This window comes from Agarivorans sp. DSG3-1, assembly GCF_046774965.1.
Taxonomy (GTDB): Bacteria; Pseudomonadota; Gammaproteobacteria; order Enterobacterales; family Celerinatantimonadaceae; genus Agarivorans.
Window position 1 is genome coordinate 1,310,371 of the sequence record NZ_CP177241.1, and the last position, 15,023, is coordinate 1,325,393.

The window sequence follows — 15,023 nt, forward strand, 5'->3', positions numbered from 1 at the left end:
CGCTATTCGGCCTAGTTATCTATAACTGGTGCGGTGGTATCTTTGCTTTTGGGTTTACGTAAGCTGCGTTTACCGATTAACACTAATGGTAAAACAATCATTGCTGCGCCTAACCAAGTGAGCGCATCAGGCATTTCATTAAAGCTGACCCAACCAACCACTGCTGCGCCTATTAAGCCGGTGTACTCGGCGCTGGCAATAGTATTGGCATCGGCGGTTCGATAAGCCACAACAGAGCCAGCATGCAAAAACAGAATAAACAAACTACTGCCCCCAGCAAGAGTAACCAACGACCAGTTAATGCCATGTAATTCTGGCCACGCCAACAGCAAGGTGGCAGGTACTACCATTACGTTGGTCCAAAATAAACTGGTGACAACCGATTCCTGCTTAGGAATGTATTTCACGGTTAAGTTACTCAAGGCCAGTGTTAAGGCGGTGCCAAGAGCCGCCGCTGCGCCCCAATTAAACTCTGTAGGCCTAATAATAACTAGAACCCCAATAAAACCGATAGTAGCAGCTACCACTTGAGTGCGGTTAACGGTGCTTTTATGCAGCCACATGCCTAGCGGTAACATCATAATTGGTGCGGCGTAAAACAATGCGTTAGCAGTGGCTAGCGGCAAGGTCATTAATGCTACAACCATGCAGCCAGATCCCGCTAACCATAAATGTCCTCGCACCACGTGGATCAGCGGCTTTTGAGGTAGTTTATTCTTCGTGAATAAAAACAGCGGTAACAACAGCATTAAGGTACAAAGTTGGCGGTACAACAATATCTCGAATACCGAGGCTTGTTCGCCGGCTATTTTCATTAATGCATCGGATAGCACCGCAATCTGGTTGGCCACCACCAAAATAACAATGGCGACAAGAGTGTAGTTGTTTCGCATGCTTGCCCCCTATGCTGCAGCTAGTGTTGAATAGTAAAGGCAGTGTAGAGACTTGTGAAACATTAAAAAAATGATAATAATTTAAAATACATGAAAAAAATGAATGTATTTTTATGCGCACACTTCCACCATTAAACGCCTTAGTCGCTTTTGAAGCTGTTGCTCGTAACCAAAGTGTGGCTAAAGCTGGCAGCGAACTAGGGATTAGCCAGAGTGCAGTGAGCCACCGCTTGCGCTTACTTGAAGATTACTTAGCAGAACCGTTGTTCGAAAAAGTTGGCCGACAACTGCAGTTGAGCGATACCGGGCGCGGGTACTTTGTAGAAGTAGAGCGTATTCTTAATGAGCTCAGTCATCTTACTCGACAAGTTAAAGGCGAGGGTATCGATCAGCTGCGACTTACCTCTTATAGTTCGTTTGCGCTTAAGCGTTTAGTGCCTTTGTTGCCTAGTTTTAGAGCGCGACATCCCGATATTGATTTACGCCTACAAATGGTCACCGAAGAACCGCTGCTTTCCAGCAAAACCGGTGACTTGTTTATTTGTTTTACGGCCACTGCTCCTGGTTATGTGAGCCGACTGCTGCACAAAGAGCGCTTAGTGGCGGTGTGTTCACCAAGTCTTTACCAAGAAATCGATCATCAAAATTGGCGACAAGATTTACTCAACTTTCCGCTGCTTTCTTGCGACTTAGACGAAGATGCTAAGCAGCCCGGAGGTGATTGGGCAGTATGGTCGAAAGGGCTTGGTATTGCTTTGCCGGTCAACCAAGGCTTTCATAGTTTTAGTCATCAAGTATTAGCGTTAGAGGCGGCAGAAACCGGTCAAGGGATTGCACTGGTCAGCGACTTTATGGTGGAGAAAGATATTCGCGAAGGTAAATTGGTCGATCTGCCAGTATCGTCGGTTTATACCGGCTACGATTTTTACCTGTGTTTTAAACAAGCACGCAGTCGCGAACAAGGTTTGCGGGCAGTGGTTGATTGGCTTGTTGAAACGGCGGCTAGCCCACTAGATCGCTAAATGTACTTTAACAGCCAGCATGCAGAGATATCTTTGGATGATCCTATCTAGCAGAGGCTGCCGACGGGTAGCGACTTGAAAAAGTAATTGGCTACCTTGTTGGTTTAATCTGCGAGTAACTTTACCAATAACAAGCTCAGGCTATCCACAAAGTCTACGCGTAAAATGGCAAACTCGTCATTTTGCATAACCTGTTGCATGGTGGCTGAAGGGTGGCTGGTATGCCAGCAACCAATCACACTTTGGTAAAGAAACATAACCTTAGTAATAGCTTGTTGTTGGTTAGCTTGTGGCGACCAATGCATAAACAAGGCACACAGCTGTTCTGCCATTGCTTTTAAATCACGTTTGAAACTAATCGCTTGTTCTATGTTTTCTTGCTTCTCTAAGACCGTGTGCAAAATAGCCGACAAGTAACAAAAGGTGGGTTGAGCTGCGATGGTTTCGGCTAATACTCTTGGCTTTAAGCTTTGTTTAGACAGGCGCTCAATATCTATCAGTAGGTGGTTGGCCTCTTCCAAGTACAACGCCATAAATAAGCTTTCTTTGTTGGCGAAGTAGCGATATAGCGCGGGTTTAGATAATTCCAGGTCATTGGCCAGCTGGCTTAATACCACACTCTCATAGCCGTGTTCGGTCAAGGCTTGCTTAGCGGCGTGTAAAATTTGCTGCCGACGAAGTTGTTTTTGTTCAGGGCTAATCGCGCGCTTTTTTATTGCTGTATCCACGGTTTTTTTCATTAAACTATTGATAGTTTTACCTTAGCCAGTAATGGCCAGAAAAGCCATTAATCATATGAGTGATCGCTTACAAGTCTTGCCTTTGCTAATGCATACTGCGCTTGAGCTTCTAAACTTGTTGTATGAATAAGTGGGTTTTCGACTCAATCTTGCGATCAGTCGGTCACTATTTGATTAAGTTACCATTGGAAACTTGCATATTCATTAAGCTACGCTATATAAGTTACTATGGGTATTTTAATTGCTTGTGTCGACATTTCAAGTAGGGCAAGGAGCCAAGGTGAAGCTAACAAGACGTAAATTGTTGCAATATGGCACTGTTACCGCAGCAGCGGTGGGTGGAGGGTCTTGGCTATTCTCCCATTATCCTCTGCAGTTTACACCCCAAGCTGGTTTGCGTTTGTCTGCTCAACATCAGCAAATTTTCTGGGCGCTTATTCCGGCTTTTTTAGAGGGTGGCGTCGCGGCAGATGACAAACCAGCTTTACAGCGAGTTCTTGCTAACATCGATCATGCTTTTGCAGTGTTGGAACCGCATACTCAGGCTGAGTTAAGGCAGCTACTCGATCTGCTTCAGTCACGAGGCGGTTGGTTATTATTAAGCGCTGGTGCAAGTCAGCTTAGCCAGCTCACCTTGCAACAAAAATTACAGATATTGCAGCAATGGCAGCAGCATTATTTGCAGTTACTTCGCCAAGCTTATCAAGGCCTGCACGAACTGATTATGGCTGCTTGGTATGGTGATCCGGTGTCTTGGGATCAACTTAACTACCAATTACCCGCTCAAGCAAAAGGACTGCTTAATGATTAAGGATATTATTGCTGAAGGCTTAGCGGCGGGTTGGCAACATATTGATGGTGCCGAACAGCAACAAGATAAAAGCATAGAGTGCGATGTATTGATAGTTGGCAGCGGCGCGGGTGGTGGAATTACTGCTCAAGTATTAACTCAAGCTGGCTTGAAGGTGCTGATTGTTGAAGAAGGCCCACTGAAAAGTAGCCAAGACTTTAAGATGCAGGAGCGCCAAGCCTACCCCGACCTTTATCAAGAGTCGGCAGCTCGAAAAACCAAAGATAAAGCGATAGGGATTTTTCAGGGGCGCTGTGTTGGGGGATCTACCACGGTAAATTGGACAACCTCACTCCGTACCCCAGAGCATACCCTCAGTCATTGGCAGCAACGTTGGGGCTTTACCCACATTAACGCTGTATCACTGGCGCCTTATTTCCAACAAGCTGAACAAATGTTGGGCATACAACCTTGGTTAACACGTAACCAAAACAACAGCTTACTGGCTAAAGGTTGCGATGCCTTGGGCTGGTCATATCAAGCCATTCCACGCAATGTAAAACAGTGCTGGGATCTGGGCTATTGCGGGATGGGCTGCCCAACCAACGCCAAGCAATCCATGTTAGTTACAACAATCCCAGCGGCCTTAAATGCTGGTGCAAGCTTGTTAAGCCGGTTTAGGGTTCAGCAACTAACCATTGAAAATGACCAAGTGGTGGGTGCGCAGCTTATCGCTTTAACCAAGAACCAAAGAACCACTAAGCGGGTATTTACTGTTAAGGCTAAGCATGTGGTGTTGGCTGCAGGAGCAATTGGCTCACCAGCTATATTACTGCGCTCAAAAGTGCCAGACCCTTATCAACGAGTGGGCAAGCGAACCTTTCTTCACCCGAGTGTAATGAGTGGTGCATTGTTTGAGCATGTAGTGGCGAGCCATCAAGGCGCGCCGCAATCGGTATATTCCGACCACTTTGTTTGGCAAAACGGCAGCGAAGGCGCGTGTGGTTATAAACTCGAAGTGCCACCGGTACACCCTATTTTATTGGCAACCAAAACAACTGGCTTTGGCCAATTTCATAGTGAGATGATGCAGCAGATTAATCACCTACAAGTGACCATTGCTTTATTACGTGACGGTTTCCATGACGATAGTGTTGGTGGTCAAGTTCAGCTGCGTGACGACGGCAGCCCGGTGCTAGATTACTCGATTAGTGACTATTTGTGGCAGGGCGCACGCCGTGCCTTATTAAGCATGGCTGAGCTGCAGTTTGCGGCAGGTGCAAAAAAGGTTTACCCCTTACATGAGCAAAGCCAATTGGTGAGCTCTTGGGCTGAGGCTAAAAAGCTCATCAAGCAGTTGCCCATGCAGGCTTTAGCGACACGCTTGGCTTCTGCTCATGTCATGGGAGGTTGCGCCATGGGAGGAGACGAGCAAAACTCAGTGGTTGATGAAGCTGGAAATTATCGCTGGCTAAGTGGCTTAAGTGTGATTGATGGGTCGGTATTTCCCACCAGTTTAGGGGCTAACCCGCAACTGAGTATTTATGCCATGGCACTACGAAACGCTGAATTATTGGCTAAATCACTGCATAGATAGCTTTATCGCTGAGCCAGCATTTACAAAGCTAGCGCGCCACTGCTAGTCTTTAATAAAGCTTAAAATAGGTGTTGCTTCATGTGGTTACAACGTTTGGTTAGATTGAAAGCGCGACCACGCGGCTTTCATTTAATTACCGAAGAGTTGATTTTACAGTTACCGGAGTTACAAGACTTCAAAGTGGGCTTATGCCACCTTTTGTTACAGCATACCAGTGCCAGCTTAAGCTTGAATGAAAACGCCGACCCCACTGTTCGCGCCGATTTAGAAGCCCATCTCAATAAAATGATTCCCGAAAACGCGCCTTATTTTCAGCATACCTATGAGGGTGCCGACGACATGCCTGCACATATCAAAAGCAGTTTACTTGGCAGCCAAATCACCCTACCTGTGAATCGAGGGGAGTTTGCCTTAGGGATTTGGCAGGGGATTTATTTAGGCGAACACCGCAATGATGGTGGTAACCGTCAGTTAATCGCGACCATTAGTGGCGAATAATACTTGATGTAAAACGCTTACTTGTTATTAGCGCGTGTGACCCAATATCTTGAAGATACTCATTACTTAAGTTGGTGCTATGGATTTACTGGCGATCTTCATTTTTACGTTTATTGTGATGTTCTTTTGGCGACGCCGAAAAGACGCAGAACGTGCTCAGCATCTAATTAAGCAAAAGTGCCAAACCTTAGATCTACAGTTACTTGAAGTTAACTTTACCCAAGAGAAACCGCAAAAAATGGCAGGTTACTGGCGCTGGTGTCGCTTCTACCAATTCGAGTTTTCGTCTACTGGTGATAGCCGCTACCAAGGTGTATTGATAATGGCCGGCAGCCAGTACAAGTTTGATTTGCCGGTCTATAAGGTAGAGGACGACCTTTATCAAGGCTAATTTGTTGGGTTAGTTTGAATGCGACTTGTCAGTTTCAATTCCTTGATATGATTAGATCTGACAGCTTGCGCTAAATTGGTTTTGCCCCAAAGTTTGTTAGAACAGCCCTAACGGTAAACCTATTCACCCTTCGTTTTTCTCTTTCTGTGCAAAACTCTCACACTGTTGCTTCATTTAAGGTGGCTGTTAGATCACTTGGCTTCGTTAGCTTGAGCCAACTCGTCTCCAGCCTACGCCTAATATGATGCTCTTGTTCAGCTCGCAGATCTGCTAGCTGCTTCCTTCAGACATTTCCTCACGGTAATGCTCTTGCCATACACTAGAAGTTAGCGTTTAATAATCAAAATGTTATTAGATGGTGACCTTCCTACAGAGGACTTTCACTTCATTAGTTCAAGCCCTTGCAGGGCGTACACAAGAATTTTCGAGCAGACAATTTCCCATCGCTTCGCGATTATAGATAACCGTAAATCGCAGCTTAAAACAGCGTTAGGCTTCGGATGATAAAGAACAGAGTCATTATTAAATGTTGGCCGCAAAGGCAGTTCAAGCAAGACCTCAAAACTCTCAAGCCATCCTCTGGGTTAGATTGGTTTAGAACGTTGTTTACTAGCGAGAAACGCTATAAGCGACAGCTGATTATAGATGGTATTCAGAACTCTGAGCTGGAAGTATTTTGGTCACTAGAGAGCCGCGCGTCCATTCTAGTGATTAGTAAAGGCGATGTTGTAGCCAGAGTGTGTTATAGATATATAGATTTCGGTAGTATGCGAATCAAGAGTAAGCGAAAAAGGTGGGAGTTCCTAGGGGACATTACACTAGATATAGGGTTTGAGTTTCATAAGAAAAAGTTATTTCGAAATAATGTAGTCGTTGGCGAGCTGACATCTGATAGTTCGTGTGTTCAACTCGATTACGATGAGGCAGTAATTGATGAAGTTTTGGCTCTGTGTATTCTCTCTTCGGAAATACTTGAGTCAGAAATGACAACCATGTAGAAAAGCAGGTATCTAATTGTGGTAGGCCTAGTCCCATTCTATGGTGAAAGATTACCCAATCGGAGCATTTCCGTCTTGTTGCTGACTAATATCACTAACAAATTTTTACCCCCTTATGTGTTCCCTTCTCTTTGTAAGCAGAGGCTTGAGCTTAAATTGTCAAAAAGAGTCAGATGCCTTTTCGGTTCTTTCTTTTGAAGATAAAAAATACATGAAAAAACCTGAGCCAACAGGTAACACAATTGCAGTCAGAAGTAATAAGATTTTGTTTCCCCAGTGTCGTCTAGATAATGCAAATAACAGCGTGTAAACGAAAATATGCGCTAGAAAAACATACAATAAAAAATGCGCTATATACCCTAAATAAGCCATGAAAAATGACGGTCCAATGATACTTTCAAAGTACTGAGTATAAATAGCGATGAACACTGTACCCCAGATACTTATTCCAACACTATCAATTGCAAAACTTGAGAACTTATTACTCATAGCTAAAATTTGATGTTCCACATGGTAGGTTAGCACTAAAATTTATTGATTTAGCAGATATGGCACCTGCTTTTGTAAATCCAATAATAGCCAGAGGTAAGTTATATACACCTTATGACAGTTTTGCATGGGGCGTTAAGTAAAAACGTGAGTTGTTACTTATGTTTAAGCGTAGATTAGGCAATGTTGTAGATTCCTAACTACCTTGCTGTCTTAACTCGCTTCTCTGTGCGACCTATCGCATTTATCCAATTGTTTTGTCCAATTGTGAGTTACGCCACCCTATGGGTTGACTGTACGCTCTTGTCGGGGTTTTCCAATGTATGCGTAAGATCGAGGAAACGCGACTACACCTTAGTCATACATCAGCTTCTCAGCTTTTTGATGATCAAACTCTTTCAAAGACTTTCTAGCGAGTAGCCTAAACGGTAGCGCTTTAACGATTTCTTCAAAAGGTTGAATCGCAAAGGCCCAGAATATCGACACTTCATAATGCAAAATTAACACGGCACATAATGGTATAGCGATAAGCCATTGCCCGATGAAGTTAATTTTGAATACTGAGGTGGTTTTACCTAAGGCTCTTAGTGCGTGACCGTGCACAGTATTGTAACCACGAACTGTCGGTAAGAAGATATATAGTGGGGCAATAAGGCTTAAGGCTTGGTAAGTTTCAGCATCTAAGTCTGGGTAAATGTTAGGTAATATAAAGCTTAAGCCAGCAAAAGCTATGGCGCATAGCACCGAAATGCCTACGGATACATCTATGCTTTTATCTACGTTCTTTCCCAGGTTATTCAGGTTTTTAGAACCAATGGCTTGGCTAATACTAATTGCTGAAGAATGTGCCCAGGCGGCGATAAACTGGGTGCCAGCTCTTAGCCATGGCGTGACTAAGGTAATAGCCACATAAGCGTTAATATTAAGCTGTGAGTAGAGCAGTTGGTAAATGCTGATGCCAATTTGCAGAATGGTGACGTTGGCGGCAACCGGGAATATTTCATTAGCATGTGAACGAAGGCTGTTAAGCAGAGACTTAAGGTTTTGAGTAAACCTTAGATCGAGGCTGGGATCGGCCTTAACGCAAATCGTTAAATAGCTCATTCTAATCACTATGGCCACCAAGCTACCTAAGGCAGCGCCCTCTAGTCCCATGCCATGGGTATTGGAAAAACCATAGATTAAAAAGTACGACAACACCGCGTTGATTGGCATCTCTATCAAGTAGCCTTTGAGCGGTATTTTGCTTTTACCTTGGCTATTTAGCAGGGCAATTATCACCTGAGTCATCGCGGTAAAAAGCACTAGGTATTTAGAGTAAGATAAGTAGCTGATGATTTGCTGCTGCAGTAAACCATCATCGGTAAGTACTGCCATAATAGGCTGGTTACCAAAGGACAAAATCAACCAAAAGACTAAGGCAACAGTGAAGTTGATAATAAGCCCAGCCCAAAAGCCTTTTGCGACAGACGCGCTATTGCCCGAGCCCACTGCGCGGCTAAGCACTAGCTGCGAGCCATTGGCTAAGGCCATTTGAATACCCAAAATAAACGCTACCAGTGTTGCGGCTATCCCCATTGCTGCCAAAGGGATTTCACCAAGAGGGGATACCAGCAGGGTATCCACCATTAACATAGACTGCATCAACAAGCCGTTTAGCGCTAATGGCCAGGCTAAGGCAATGTTTTTTCTAAGGTATGTTTGAGAAGGCACGCTATTCCTTACCTAGCCGCACAAGAATATTTGAGTTACTGGTGGTAACTAAGAATAGGGCGTTTGTCAGCTAATACAGGTAATTGTTTGATTATAATGAGCGATTATACAATATTTGTATGACAAATGTATTGGTTAATAATAATTTTGAGATTTAGGCCAATAAAAAGTAGCTAAGCATTGCGCTACCGCCAGATATGGCACATAAGCTTAAAGAAAAAGCCCGCATCCAGTGTTGTGGTAGTCGTTTGCCATAACGGCGACCCACCCATGCTCCGCATAGCGCAGCGGGGATTAGCGGTAAGCTTGCTTGGAAATGCTCTAGCGACATAAAGCCAATAGATAGCTGCACTATCAAAGACATTATGCAGCTAGTGACAAAAAACGCCGATAAGTTTGCCCGCAAATAACTGGCTTGTTGATGCTGTAAAAGTAGTGCCATTGGCGGCCCACCAATCGAGCTACTAGTACCCATAAATCCAGACATAAATCCCGCTAAAGCCAAACGCTTTGGGCTTGGGGTTAAACGTATGGGGAACAAACTAATCGCTACGGCAATCAGTACCGATAAGCCTAGCCAAAAAGACAGCTTACTAAGGTCAGCCCATAACAGCAGCGCGCCGCCAGCAATAGAGCCAGGAATTCGACCTAATATGGCGGCAGTTAAGCCTTTAAAAGAGATACTGGCTCGATGTTCAAAAGCACTTAGGGTAGATACAACCAACGCTACAATGACCACGGGACCTGGTACATAAATAGGTGAGAGTAAAAATAACAGAGGAGCGGCAATGACCGCTAAACCAAAGCCAATGGTGTATTGCACCAACGCACCAACAAAGATAAGTAAACAAGCTATAGCTGTGATCACTTTGCCACCTCTTATTCCCGCTTTGAAGGAGCAAAGTGGGCAATATTGATAAATGCTGTTCAGTGTTTAGTTAACTGAACATATCGTTTGTTGCTGGTGGCTAAGTGTGGCGAGCTCAATTAACGCTATTACTTCACTGGCTTGATGAGCGTTTACTGCCAAGGTTTCACCCTTAGTCACTGCTGCTACAAAGTTATCATAAAAAGCCAAATAATTACCTTTTATTAAAGGCTTATGAACAATAGCTTGACCCGCTAAATGAATTTCACTGCGATTGGCGTCTTGGCCCAAAATACGTGCCTTGGCCGACAAACCTGCTGCCAACTGTTGCTCTTGTGGATCCATGCCCCATTTTGCATAAGAGCCTTTGCTGCCATGCAGTTGAAAGCGTGGCCCTGGTTCTACTATTAAAGAGTTACAACTAAGCTGTACTTTTTTGTCGGAATAGATGAGGTGTAAATCAAAAAAATCTGGAGTTACCGCGCCATCTCGCTGAGTGGCGATGTGTGCCCAAAGCTTTTCCGGTTTTCCAAATAAGCACAAGCTTTGGTCAATAAGGTGAGCACCTAAATCATATAGTACCCCGCCACCTTGCGGGTCTAATTCTTTCCAGCGCTGCTTTACCACTGGGCGGTAGCGATGAAAGTGTGCCGCATAGCTATGAATGCTGCCTAAGCTTTGATTAGCGATGAGCTGTTGAATGGTTAGAAAATCGCTATCCCAACGGCGGTTGTGGAACACACTTAGGCATTTACCTGTTTCGTCGGCAACTTGTTGCAGCTGCAAACACTGTTCGCTATCAACGGCTAAGGGCTTTTCTACAATCACATGTTTGCCGGCTTTCATTGCTTGCTTGGCTTGTTGAGCGTGCAGTGCGTTTGGGCTAGCAATGACCACTACATCAATCTCAGGATGAGCCAATACCTCATCTGGGCTTAAGCACTGCGCGTGTGGGTAACTGTTGGCAATTTCTTGTTTTCTTGAACTAGCAATGGCAAATAATGAAAGTTGTTCGCAGGCGGTAATTAACGGGGCATGAAATACCCGTCCAGATAAACCAAATCCAATAATACCAACGTTTAACATACTTGCTCCTAGTCGCTTTAAGGTAAAGGAATGGTAGCCAATTTAATGGTCTCAGGTTGCTGGCGTATTACCGAGAGTAACCAAAGTTTGTCACCGTCGCTGGCAATAGCTTGAGCGGTATCCTCTTGGGCTAATGCAATCACATTAAGTACTTGCCCAGATTCAGGCTCTATCTGCAATAAACTGCTATAGCGAGAACTCAAGGCGTACCACTGGCCTTGGTGCCAGGTCATGCTGCCTATTTGATATTGAGCCAAACTAGCTTGCTGTTGCTCTGTAATCTGTAAATCAAATTCGTCTTGCTGCTGGCCATCACGATCTGCGCGGTAGCAACGTTTTAAGCCTTCGCGTTCACAGGTATAAAATAGCGCGGCCTTGGGATCCCATACTAAACCCGCGGTTTTATGGTGCAAACCTCCGCGTAGCCATTTACGTTTATCAACAAACTTCCAGCGTTGCTGGTGAGCTTCAAAATAGAGTAAGCGGCCATCACCAGAAATACCAATTAAGTGTTCATCAAGCAAGGCTAGATCGGCGATATCGCCGCTGGCGGGCAGCGGCTCTAATTCTGCGCTGGTTAATTGCTGATTAAGATAAGCGAGTTGTGCTGAGCCATTCACCAAAACAGTTTGCGGGGCCAGTGTGCCAACCAGCCAACGTTGTTGATTCGGTAGCCACAAAAGACTAGCAGCATTGGCGATACCATCAATTTGCGCTTGAGGCTTTGGTGTTAGTGTTTTGCTGGCCAATGGACTGTCTTGAAACTGACTGCTTGGCGGCGGGAACATGACTAAGCCCACAAGGGTTCCGATCATCAATAAGGCAATTAAGCCAATAACTTTAAGCATCTAGAGCCAACCTTGGCGGGTAATAAAAGGGTGAATATTGGCCATTTTAGTGGGCAGCTTTTGCCTGATAATGGCTTAAAAACATCGTAATAGCGCTATCGACAATTTCTTCAATTTGCTCGGGTGACGGCATCAGTGAGCGACTAATAATTTGCGGCCAAAAGCACTGTCCTTTAATCAATGACATAAACTGAGTACATGCCAGTGAAGGATTGTCGGTGCTTAATAAACCCTCTTTTGCCGCGCTTTCAAACCAGTTGTTAATACTGTTTTCTAAAGTCGACATTTGCTGCATGGTGGCCACCATTTGCTCGGGCATATGAATCGCTTCTGCAATTACTAAACGTGCTAAGGCAATAAACTCTTGGTCGGCAAATAAGGCCAGTTCTTTATTGGCGAGTTCTCTCAGCTGTTCGCTTAAGCTTCGCTGACTAGAGAATTCCATTTTAGTTGCCGCAGAAATGAGCTCTAGCATTACGCTCACTATACCCACAAACAGTGCTTGTTTACTGGGAAAGTGATTGTACACCGTACGCTTGCTCACTTGGGCGACTTGAGCCACGCGATCCATGCTGGTGGCAGCATAACCGGCTGCTTTAAATTCGCTAATTGCAGCATCAATAATTTGAGCGCGCTTTTTCTGGCTAAGAGTCATTAATAATTCGTTGTATTACCTTGGCAACATTGCCGCGAACTTATTCTATCAAATTTGCTGAATAGGTGGGGTGAGAAAAAGCAATTTACGAGTACAGAATATTCATTAAAGTTTCACGGCCGCGAATGGATCCAGCGCCAAAATAGTTGGGTGATTAACAAGATAAAAGAGCGGTTATGAATAATTTTACCGATCTACCGTTAGCTAAATGGGTAAGCATAATCGACGATTATCGACACGCAAAAACCAACTTCCACCGACATCGCATTGTTATTACTTGGTGTTTAATGCAGCTCCGCAGCCTGGTTTAGTGCTGGTTGCGGAATAGTAATGTTGAAACTAAAACCTTGTTCAATTTGCGTTTCTATCTGCAGTTGCCACTGTAGTTTTTGAGTGATGAGGTTATACACAATGTGCATGCCTAAACCGCAGCCTCCATCACTTCGGGCGGTGGTGTAAAAGGGTTCAAAAATGTGGCTTAAAGTTTCCTGGCTAGCCCCTTTACCGTCGTCTTTAATACAAAGCTGTGCGCCGTTACTTAGTTTTTTAAGGCTGATGAGAATCGCCCCTTTACGACGTCCAGACTCAAAGCCATGCAGTAAGGCGTTAGCAAATAAATTGGTCATCACTTGGGCGATGGCGCCGGGGTAGGTAAACAAGACGATATTTCTGTCTAAATCAGTGTGTAGCTCAACGGGAGTCCCTTTCAATTGATGCTGCAAGCTACGCAGCACTTTTTCAATATAATCGGCTAAGTTGATATTACGTTGTTCTTCGTAGCTTTGGTCTACGGCGACTTGTTTAAAGCTGGTTATTAGCTCGGCGGCGCGTTGGGCGCTACTGATGATGATTTCGCTGGTATTGCCGGCATCCTCTATAAACTTCTCAAAATTTGATTTGGTGAGCTTTTGGTTGGCCATCAGTTGAGCCAGTTGAGCAATTTGCTCCTTAAGGTGGCTAGCGGCCAATAAGCTATTACCCAGCGGGGTGTTAATTTCATGTGCTACGCCGCTAACTAAACTACCTAGGGCTGCCATTTTCTCGCTGAGTTCGACCTGCTCTTGGTATTGCTTTGTATCATCCAGTAAGCGCTGATGATCGATAATATCGGCGATTTGCGGCGCCATAAATTCTATAAACTCGGCATGCACCTCTTCAGTGAGTGCCACCAAATACCCAAAGCTCTGTTGGTCGTTTTTTAGTTCACTAATAACCCATAAACCACGGTGTACGTCTGGGCTTATCGCCTGGTTAAAAGCGGCAGGTAGGGTTTGGTGTGATTCTTCAATGTTCAAATGGTGTGGATGTAGGCTATGGGCTAAATAGTTTAGGCTTTTACCCTGCTCGGAGCGCTGGTGTTGGTATATATATACTTCGGGAATGCCTAATTCGTTAAGCGTGTCTTGTGCCGCGCTAAGAATGTTATCTAGCCCTTGTCGTTGGTGTAATAAGCGCGTTACCGCTAAGCGTTGCGCATTGCTGTCTCGCTGTTGGATTAACAGCCGGCGTTGCTCATCGTTGCTGTGTAAGGCCGAATCTTTAACTGGGGTGCCAGTACTCGCACGAAACCTTGCCATGGTTTCTAGTTGATACTGCGGTTCTAATTGGGTGCCCTGAAGGCGGTCTGAGATGAGCTGGGAGGCTAAAGCCCCTGCTCGTTGCGCCGGGTAAATAGCGGTGCTTAAGCTGGGGCGAATGGCATCAGCATATTCAAAGTCATCAAATCCGGTCACCAAAATTTGTTCTGGAATGGCAACTTGTTGTCTATCCAATTCTTCAATTACGCCTTTGGCGCTCAGGTCGTTTACACACATAATCGCATCGGGAATACGCTTGTGTTGTTGTAGCCATTGCTTGCACAAAGCAGCAGCGCAAACTGGCGTCATATCGCCTACCAAGTGCTGTTGCTCGGGCAGGTTTAATCCATGTTCGGTTAAGGCGTCTTTAAAGGCATTGAAGCGTTGTTGTGAATCAAAATTAACCTTGGGTCCATCAAGATAAACAATGTCTTTACAGCCTCGTTCTAGTACGTGTTGGGTTAGTTGATACATACCACTGTAGTTATCAACTAATACTGAGGGAATATTGTCTAATACAGAGCCTATATTGATGATCGGAAGGGGCCCCAAAGCCGCGAGTAAGGTTTGCATTATCTCGGCTGAGGTTTTGTAACCTACGCCGCCGCCATAAAGAATCACGCCATCTATCGCTAGGCTAGGAATTTGTTTGATAAGCCACAAGTCGTTATCGGAAAACTGCTCTGCCACCGGTAAATAACCAATGGGCATGAATAAACAACTATAGTGCTGGGGATCTAAACTTGCCTGAATGCCTCGAATCACTTGTTGATCGATAGTTTGCGACAGCGTAGGCAATATGATGGCAATACGTTTTTTCATGAATATTAACGATTTTTCTAGTTATGCTATTCAATG

At 44.8% G+C, this 15,023-nt stretch carries 14 protein-coding genes; 6 read left to right on the forward strand and 8 right to left on the reverse strand.

Annotated features, from left to right (window positions below; genetic code table 11):
* Nucleotides 1-11: 11 nt before the first annotated feature.
* Complete coding sequence (locus tag ACLD71_RS06155) at nucleotides 12-893, reverse strand: DMT family transporter (protein WP_137672596.1); 882 nt, start codon at nucleotides 891-893, stop codon at nucleotides 12-14.
* A 113-nt stretch (nucleotides 894-1,006) separates the two neighbouring features.
* On the opposite strand from ACLD71_RS06155, the gene ACLD71_RS06160 reads away from it, so the two are divergent.
* Nucleotides 1,007-1,915 (forward strand): LysR substrate-binding domain-containing protein, encoded by a 909-nt coding sequence (locus ACLD71_RS06160; protein WP_137672595.1) that lies wholly within the window; start codon nucleotides 1,007-1,009, stop codon nucleotides 1,913-1,915.
* Between the two features lie 104 nt (nucleotides 1,916-2,019).
* On the opposite strand, the gene ACLD71_RS06165 is transcribed toward ACLD71_RS06160, so the two are convergent.
* A complete protein-coding gene (locus ACLD71_RS06165; RefSeq protein ID WP_161985107.1) occupies nucleotides 2,020-2,643 on the reverse strand; it encodes a TetR/AcrR family transcriptional regulator in 624 nt (207 codons plus the stop codon).
* A gap of 292 nt (nucleotides 2,644-2,935) precedes the next feature.
* Between ACLD71_RS06165 and ACLD71_RS06170 the strand changes: the two genes are divergently transcribed.
* The 4 genes from ACLD71_RS06170 (at nucleotide 2,936) to ACLD71_RS06185 (ending at nucleotide 5,931) form a co-directional block, all read left to right on the forward strand.
* On the forward strand, nucleotides 2,936-3,466 hold the full coding sequence (locus tag ACLD71_RS06170; RefSeq protein ID WP_411993621.1) for a twin-arginine translocation signal domain-containing protein: 531 nt from the start codon (nucleotides 2,936-2,938) through the stop codon (nucleotides 3,464-3,466).
* Nucleotides 3,459-5,042 (forward strand): GMC family oxidoreductase N-terminal domain-containing protein, encoded by a 1,584-nt coding sequence (locus ACLD71_RS06175; RefSeq protein ID WP_411993623.1) that lies wholly within the window; start codon nucleotides 3,459-3,461, stop codon nucleotides 5,040-5,042. Before ACLD71_RS06170 ends, ACLD71_RS06175 begins: the two co-directional genes overlap by 8 nt.
* A 78-nt stretch (nucleotides 5,043-5,120) precedes the next feature.
* On the forward strand, nucleotides 5,121-5,540 hold the full coding sequence (locus ACLD71_RS06180) for a secondary thiamine-phosphate synthase enzyme YjbQ (RefSeq protein ID WP_303516892.1): 420 nt from the start codon (nucleotides 5,121-5,123) through the stop codon (nucleotides 5,538-5,540).
* A 79-nt stretch (nucleotides 5,541-5,619) separates the two neighbouring features.
* Nucleotides 5,620-5,931 (forward strand): DUF3301 domain-containing protein, encoded by a 312-nt coding sequence (locus tag ACLD71_RS06185; RefSeq protein WP_411993625.1) that lies wholly within the window; start codon nucleotides 5,620-5,622, stop codon nucleotides 5,929-5,931.
* Nucleotides 5,932-7,772: 1,841 nt separating this feature from the next.
* Here ACLD71_RS06185 and ACLD71_RS06190 read toward each other — a convergent pair.
* The 5 genes from ACLD71_RS06190 to ACLD71_RS06210 form a co-directional block, all read right to left on the reverse strand.
* Nucleotides 7,773-9,131: an MATE family efflux transporter gene (locus tag ACLD71_RS06190; protein WP_411993627.1), complete on the reverse strand. Its 1,359-nt coding sequence runs from the start codon at nucleotides 9,129-9,131 to the stop codon at nucleotides 7,773-7,775.
* A gap of 154 nt (nucleotides 9,132-9,285) precedes the next feature.
* Nucleotides 9,286-9,999, reverse strand: a complete 714-nt coding sequence (locus tag ACLD71_RS06195; protein ID WP_411993629.1) for a sulfite exporter TauE/SafE family protein — start codon at nucleotides 9,997-9,999, stop codon at nucleotides 9,286-9,288.
* A gap of 66 nt (nucleotides 10,000-10,065) precedes the next feature.
* Nucleotides 10,066-11,085 carry a Gfo/Idh/MocA family oxidoreductase gene (locus ACLD71_RS06200; protein ID WP_411993631.1) on the reverse strand — a complete coding sequence of 340 codons (1,020 nt, stop codon included), beginning with the start codon at nucleotides 11,083-11,085 and terminating at the stop codon, nucleotides 10,066-10,068.
* A gap of 17 nt (nucleotides 11,086-11,102) precedes the next feature.
* Nucleotides 11,103-11,933 carry a hypothetical protein gene (locus ACLD71_RS06205; RefSeq protein ID WP_137672577.1) on the reverse strand — a complete coding sequence of 277 codons (831 nt, stop codon included), beginning with the start codon at nucleotides 11,931-11,933 and terminating at the stop codon, nucleotides 11,103-11,105.
* A 46-nt stretch (nucleotides 11,934-11,979) separates the two neighbouring features.
* Entirely contained in the window at nucleotides 11,980-12,588 is a 609-nt protein-coding gene (locus tag ACLD71_RS06210; protein ID WP_411993633.1) for a TetR/AcrR family transcriptional regulator, read from the reverse strand.
* Between the two features lie 176 nt (nucleotides 12,589-12,764).
* Here ACLD71_RS06210 and ACLD71_RS06215 point away from each other — a divergent pair, with 176 nt between their 5' ends.
* On the forward strand, nucleotides 12,765-12,899 hold the full coding sequence (locus ACLD71_RS06215; protein ID WP_411993635.1) for a hypothetical protein: 135 nt from the start codon (nucleotides 12,765-12,767) through the stop codon (nucleotides 12,897-12,899).
* Here ACLD71_RS06215 and ACLD71_RS06220 read toward each other — a convergent pair.
* The gene (locus ACLD71_RS06220) at nucleotides 12,873-14,987 is read right to left on the reverse strand and encodes a substrate-binding domain-containing protein (RefSeq protein ID WP_411993637.1); all 2,115 of its coding nucleotides are present in this window, start codon (nucleotides 14,985-14,987) and stop codon (nucleotides 12,873-12,875) included. The genes ACLD71_RS06215 and ACLD71_RS06220 overlap by 27 nt on opposite strands.
* Nucleotides 14,988-15,023 lie beyond the last annotated feature (36 nt).

What these genes read in the sequence shown, in the direction of transcription:
- ACLD71_RS06155 (WP_137672596.1), bottom strand. Translation starts at nt 893, where the DNA reads ATGCGAAACAACTACACTCTTGTCGCCATTGTTATTTTGGTGGTGGCC.
- ACLD71_RS06215 (WP_411993635.1), top strand. Translation starts at nt 12,765, where the DNA reads ATGAATAATTTTACCGATCTACCGTTAGCTAAATGGGTAAGCATAATC.
- ACLD71_RS06220 (WP_411993637.1), bottom strand. Translation starts at nt 14,987, where the DNA reads ATGAAAAAACGTATTGCCATCATATTGCCTACGCTGTCGCAAACTATC.
- ACLD71_RS06200 (WP_411993631.1), bottom strand. Translation starts at nt 11,085, where the DNA reads ATGTTAAACGTTGGTATTATTGGATTTGGTTTATCTGGACGGGTATTT.
- ACLD71_RS06185 (WP_411993625.1), top strand. Translation starts at nt 5,620, where the DNA reads ATGGATTTACTGGCGATCTTCATTTTTACGTTTATTGTGATGTTCTTT.
- ACLD71_RS06160 (WP_137672595.1), top strand. Translation starts at nt 1,007, where the DNA reads ATGCGCACACTTCCACCATTAAACGCCTTAGTCGCTTTTGAAGCTGTT.
- ACLD71_RS06175 (WP_411993623.1), top strand. Translation starts at nt 3,459, where the DNA reads ATGATTAAGGATATTATTGCTGAAGGCTTAGCGGCGGGTTGGCAACAT.
- ACLD71_RS06180 (WP_303516892.1), top strand. Translation starts at nt 5,121, where the DNA reads ATGTGGTTACAACGTTTGGTTAGATTGAAAGCGCGACCACGCGGCTTT.
- ACLD71_RS06205 (WP_137672577.1), bottom strand. Translation starts at nt 11,933, where the DNA reads ATGCTTAAAGTTATTGGCTTAATTGCCTTATTGATGATCGGAACCCTT.
- ACLD71_RS06210 (WP_411993633.1), bottom strand. Translation starts at nt 12,588, where the DNA reads ATGACTCTTAGCCAGAAAAAGCGCGCTCAAATTATTGATGCTGCAATT.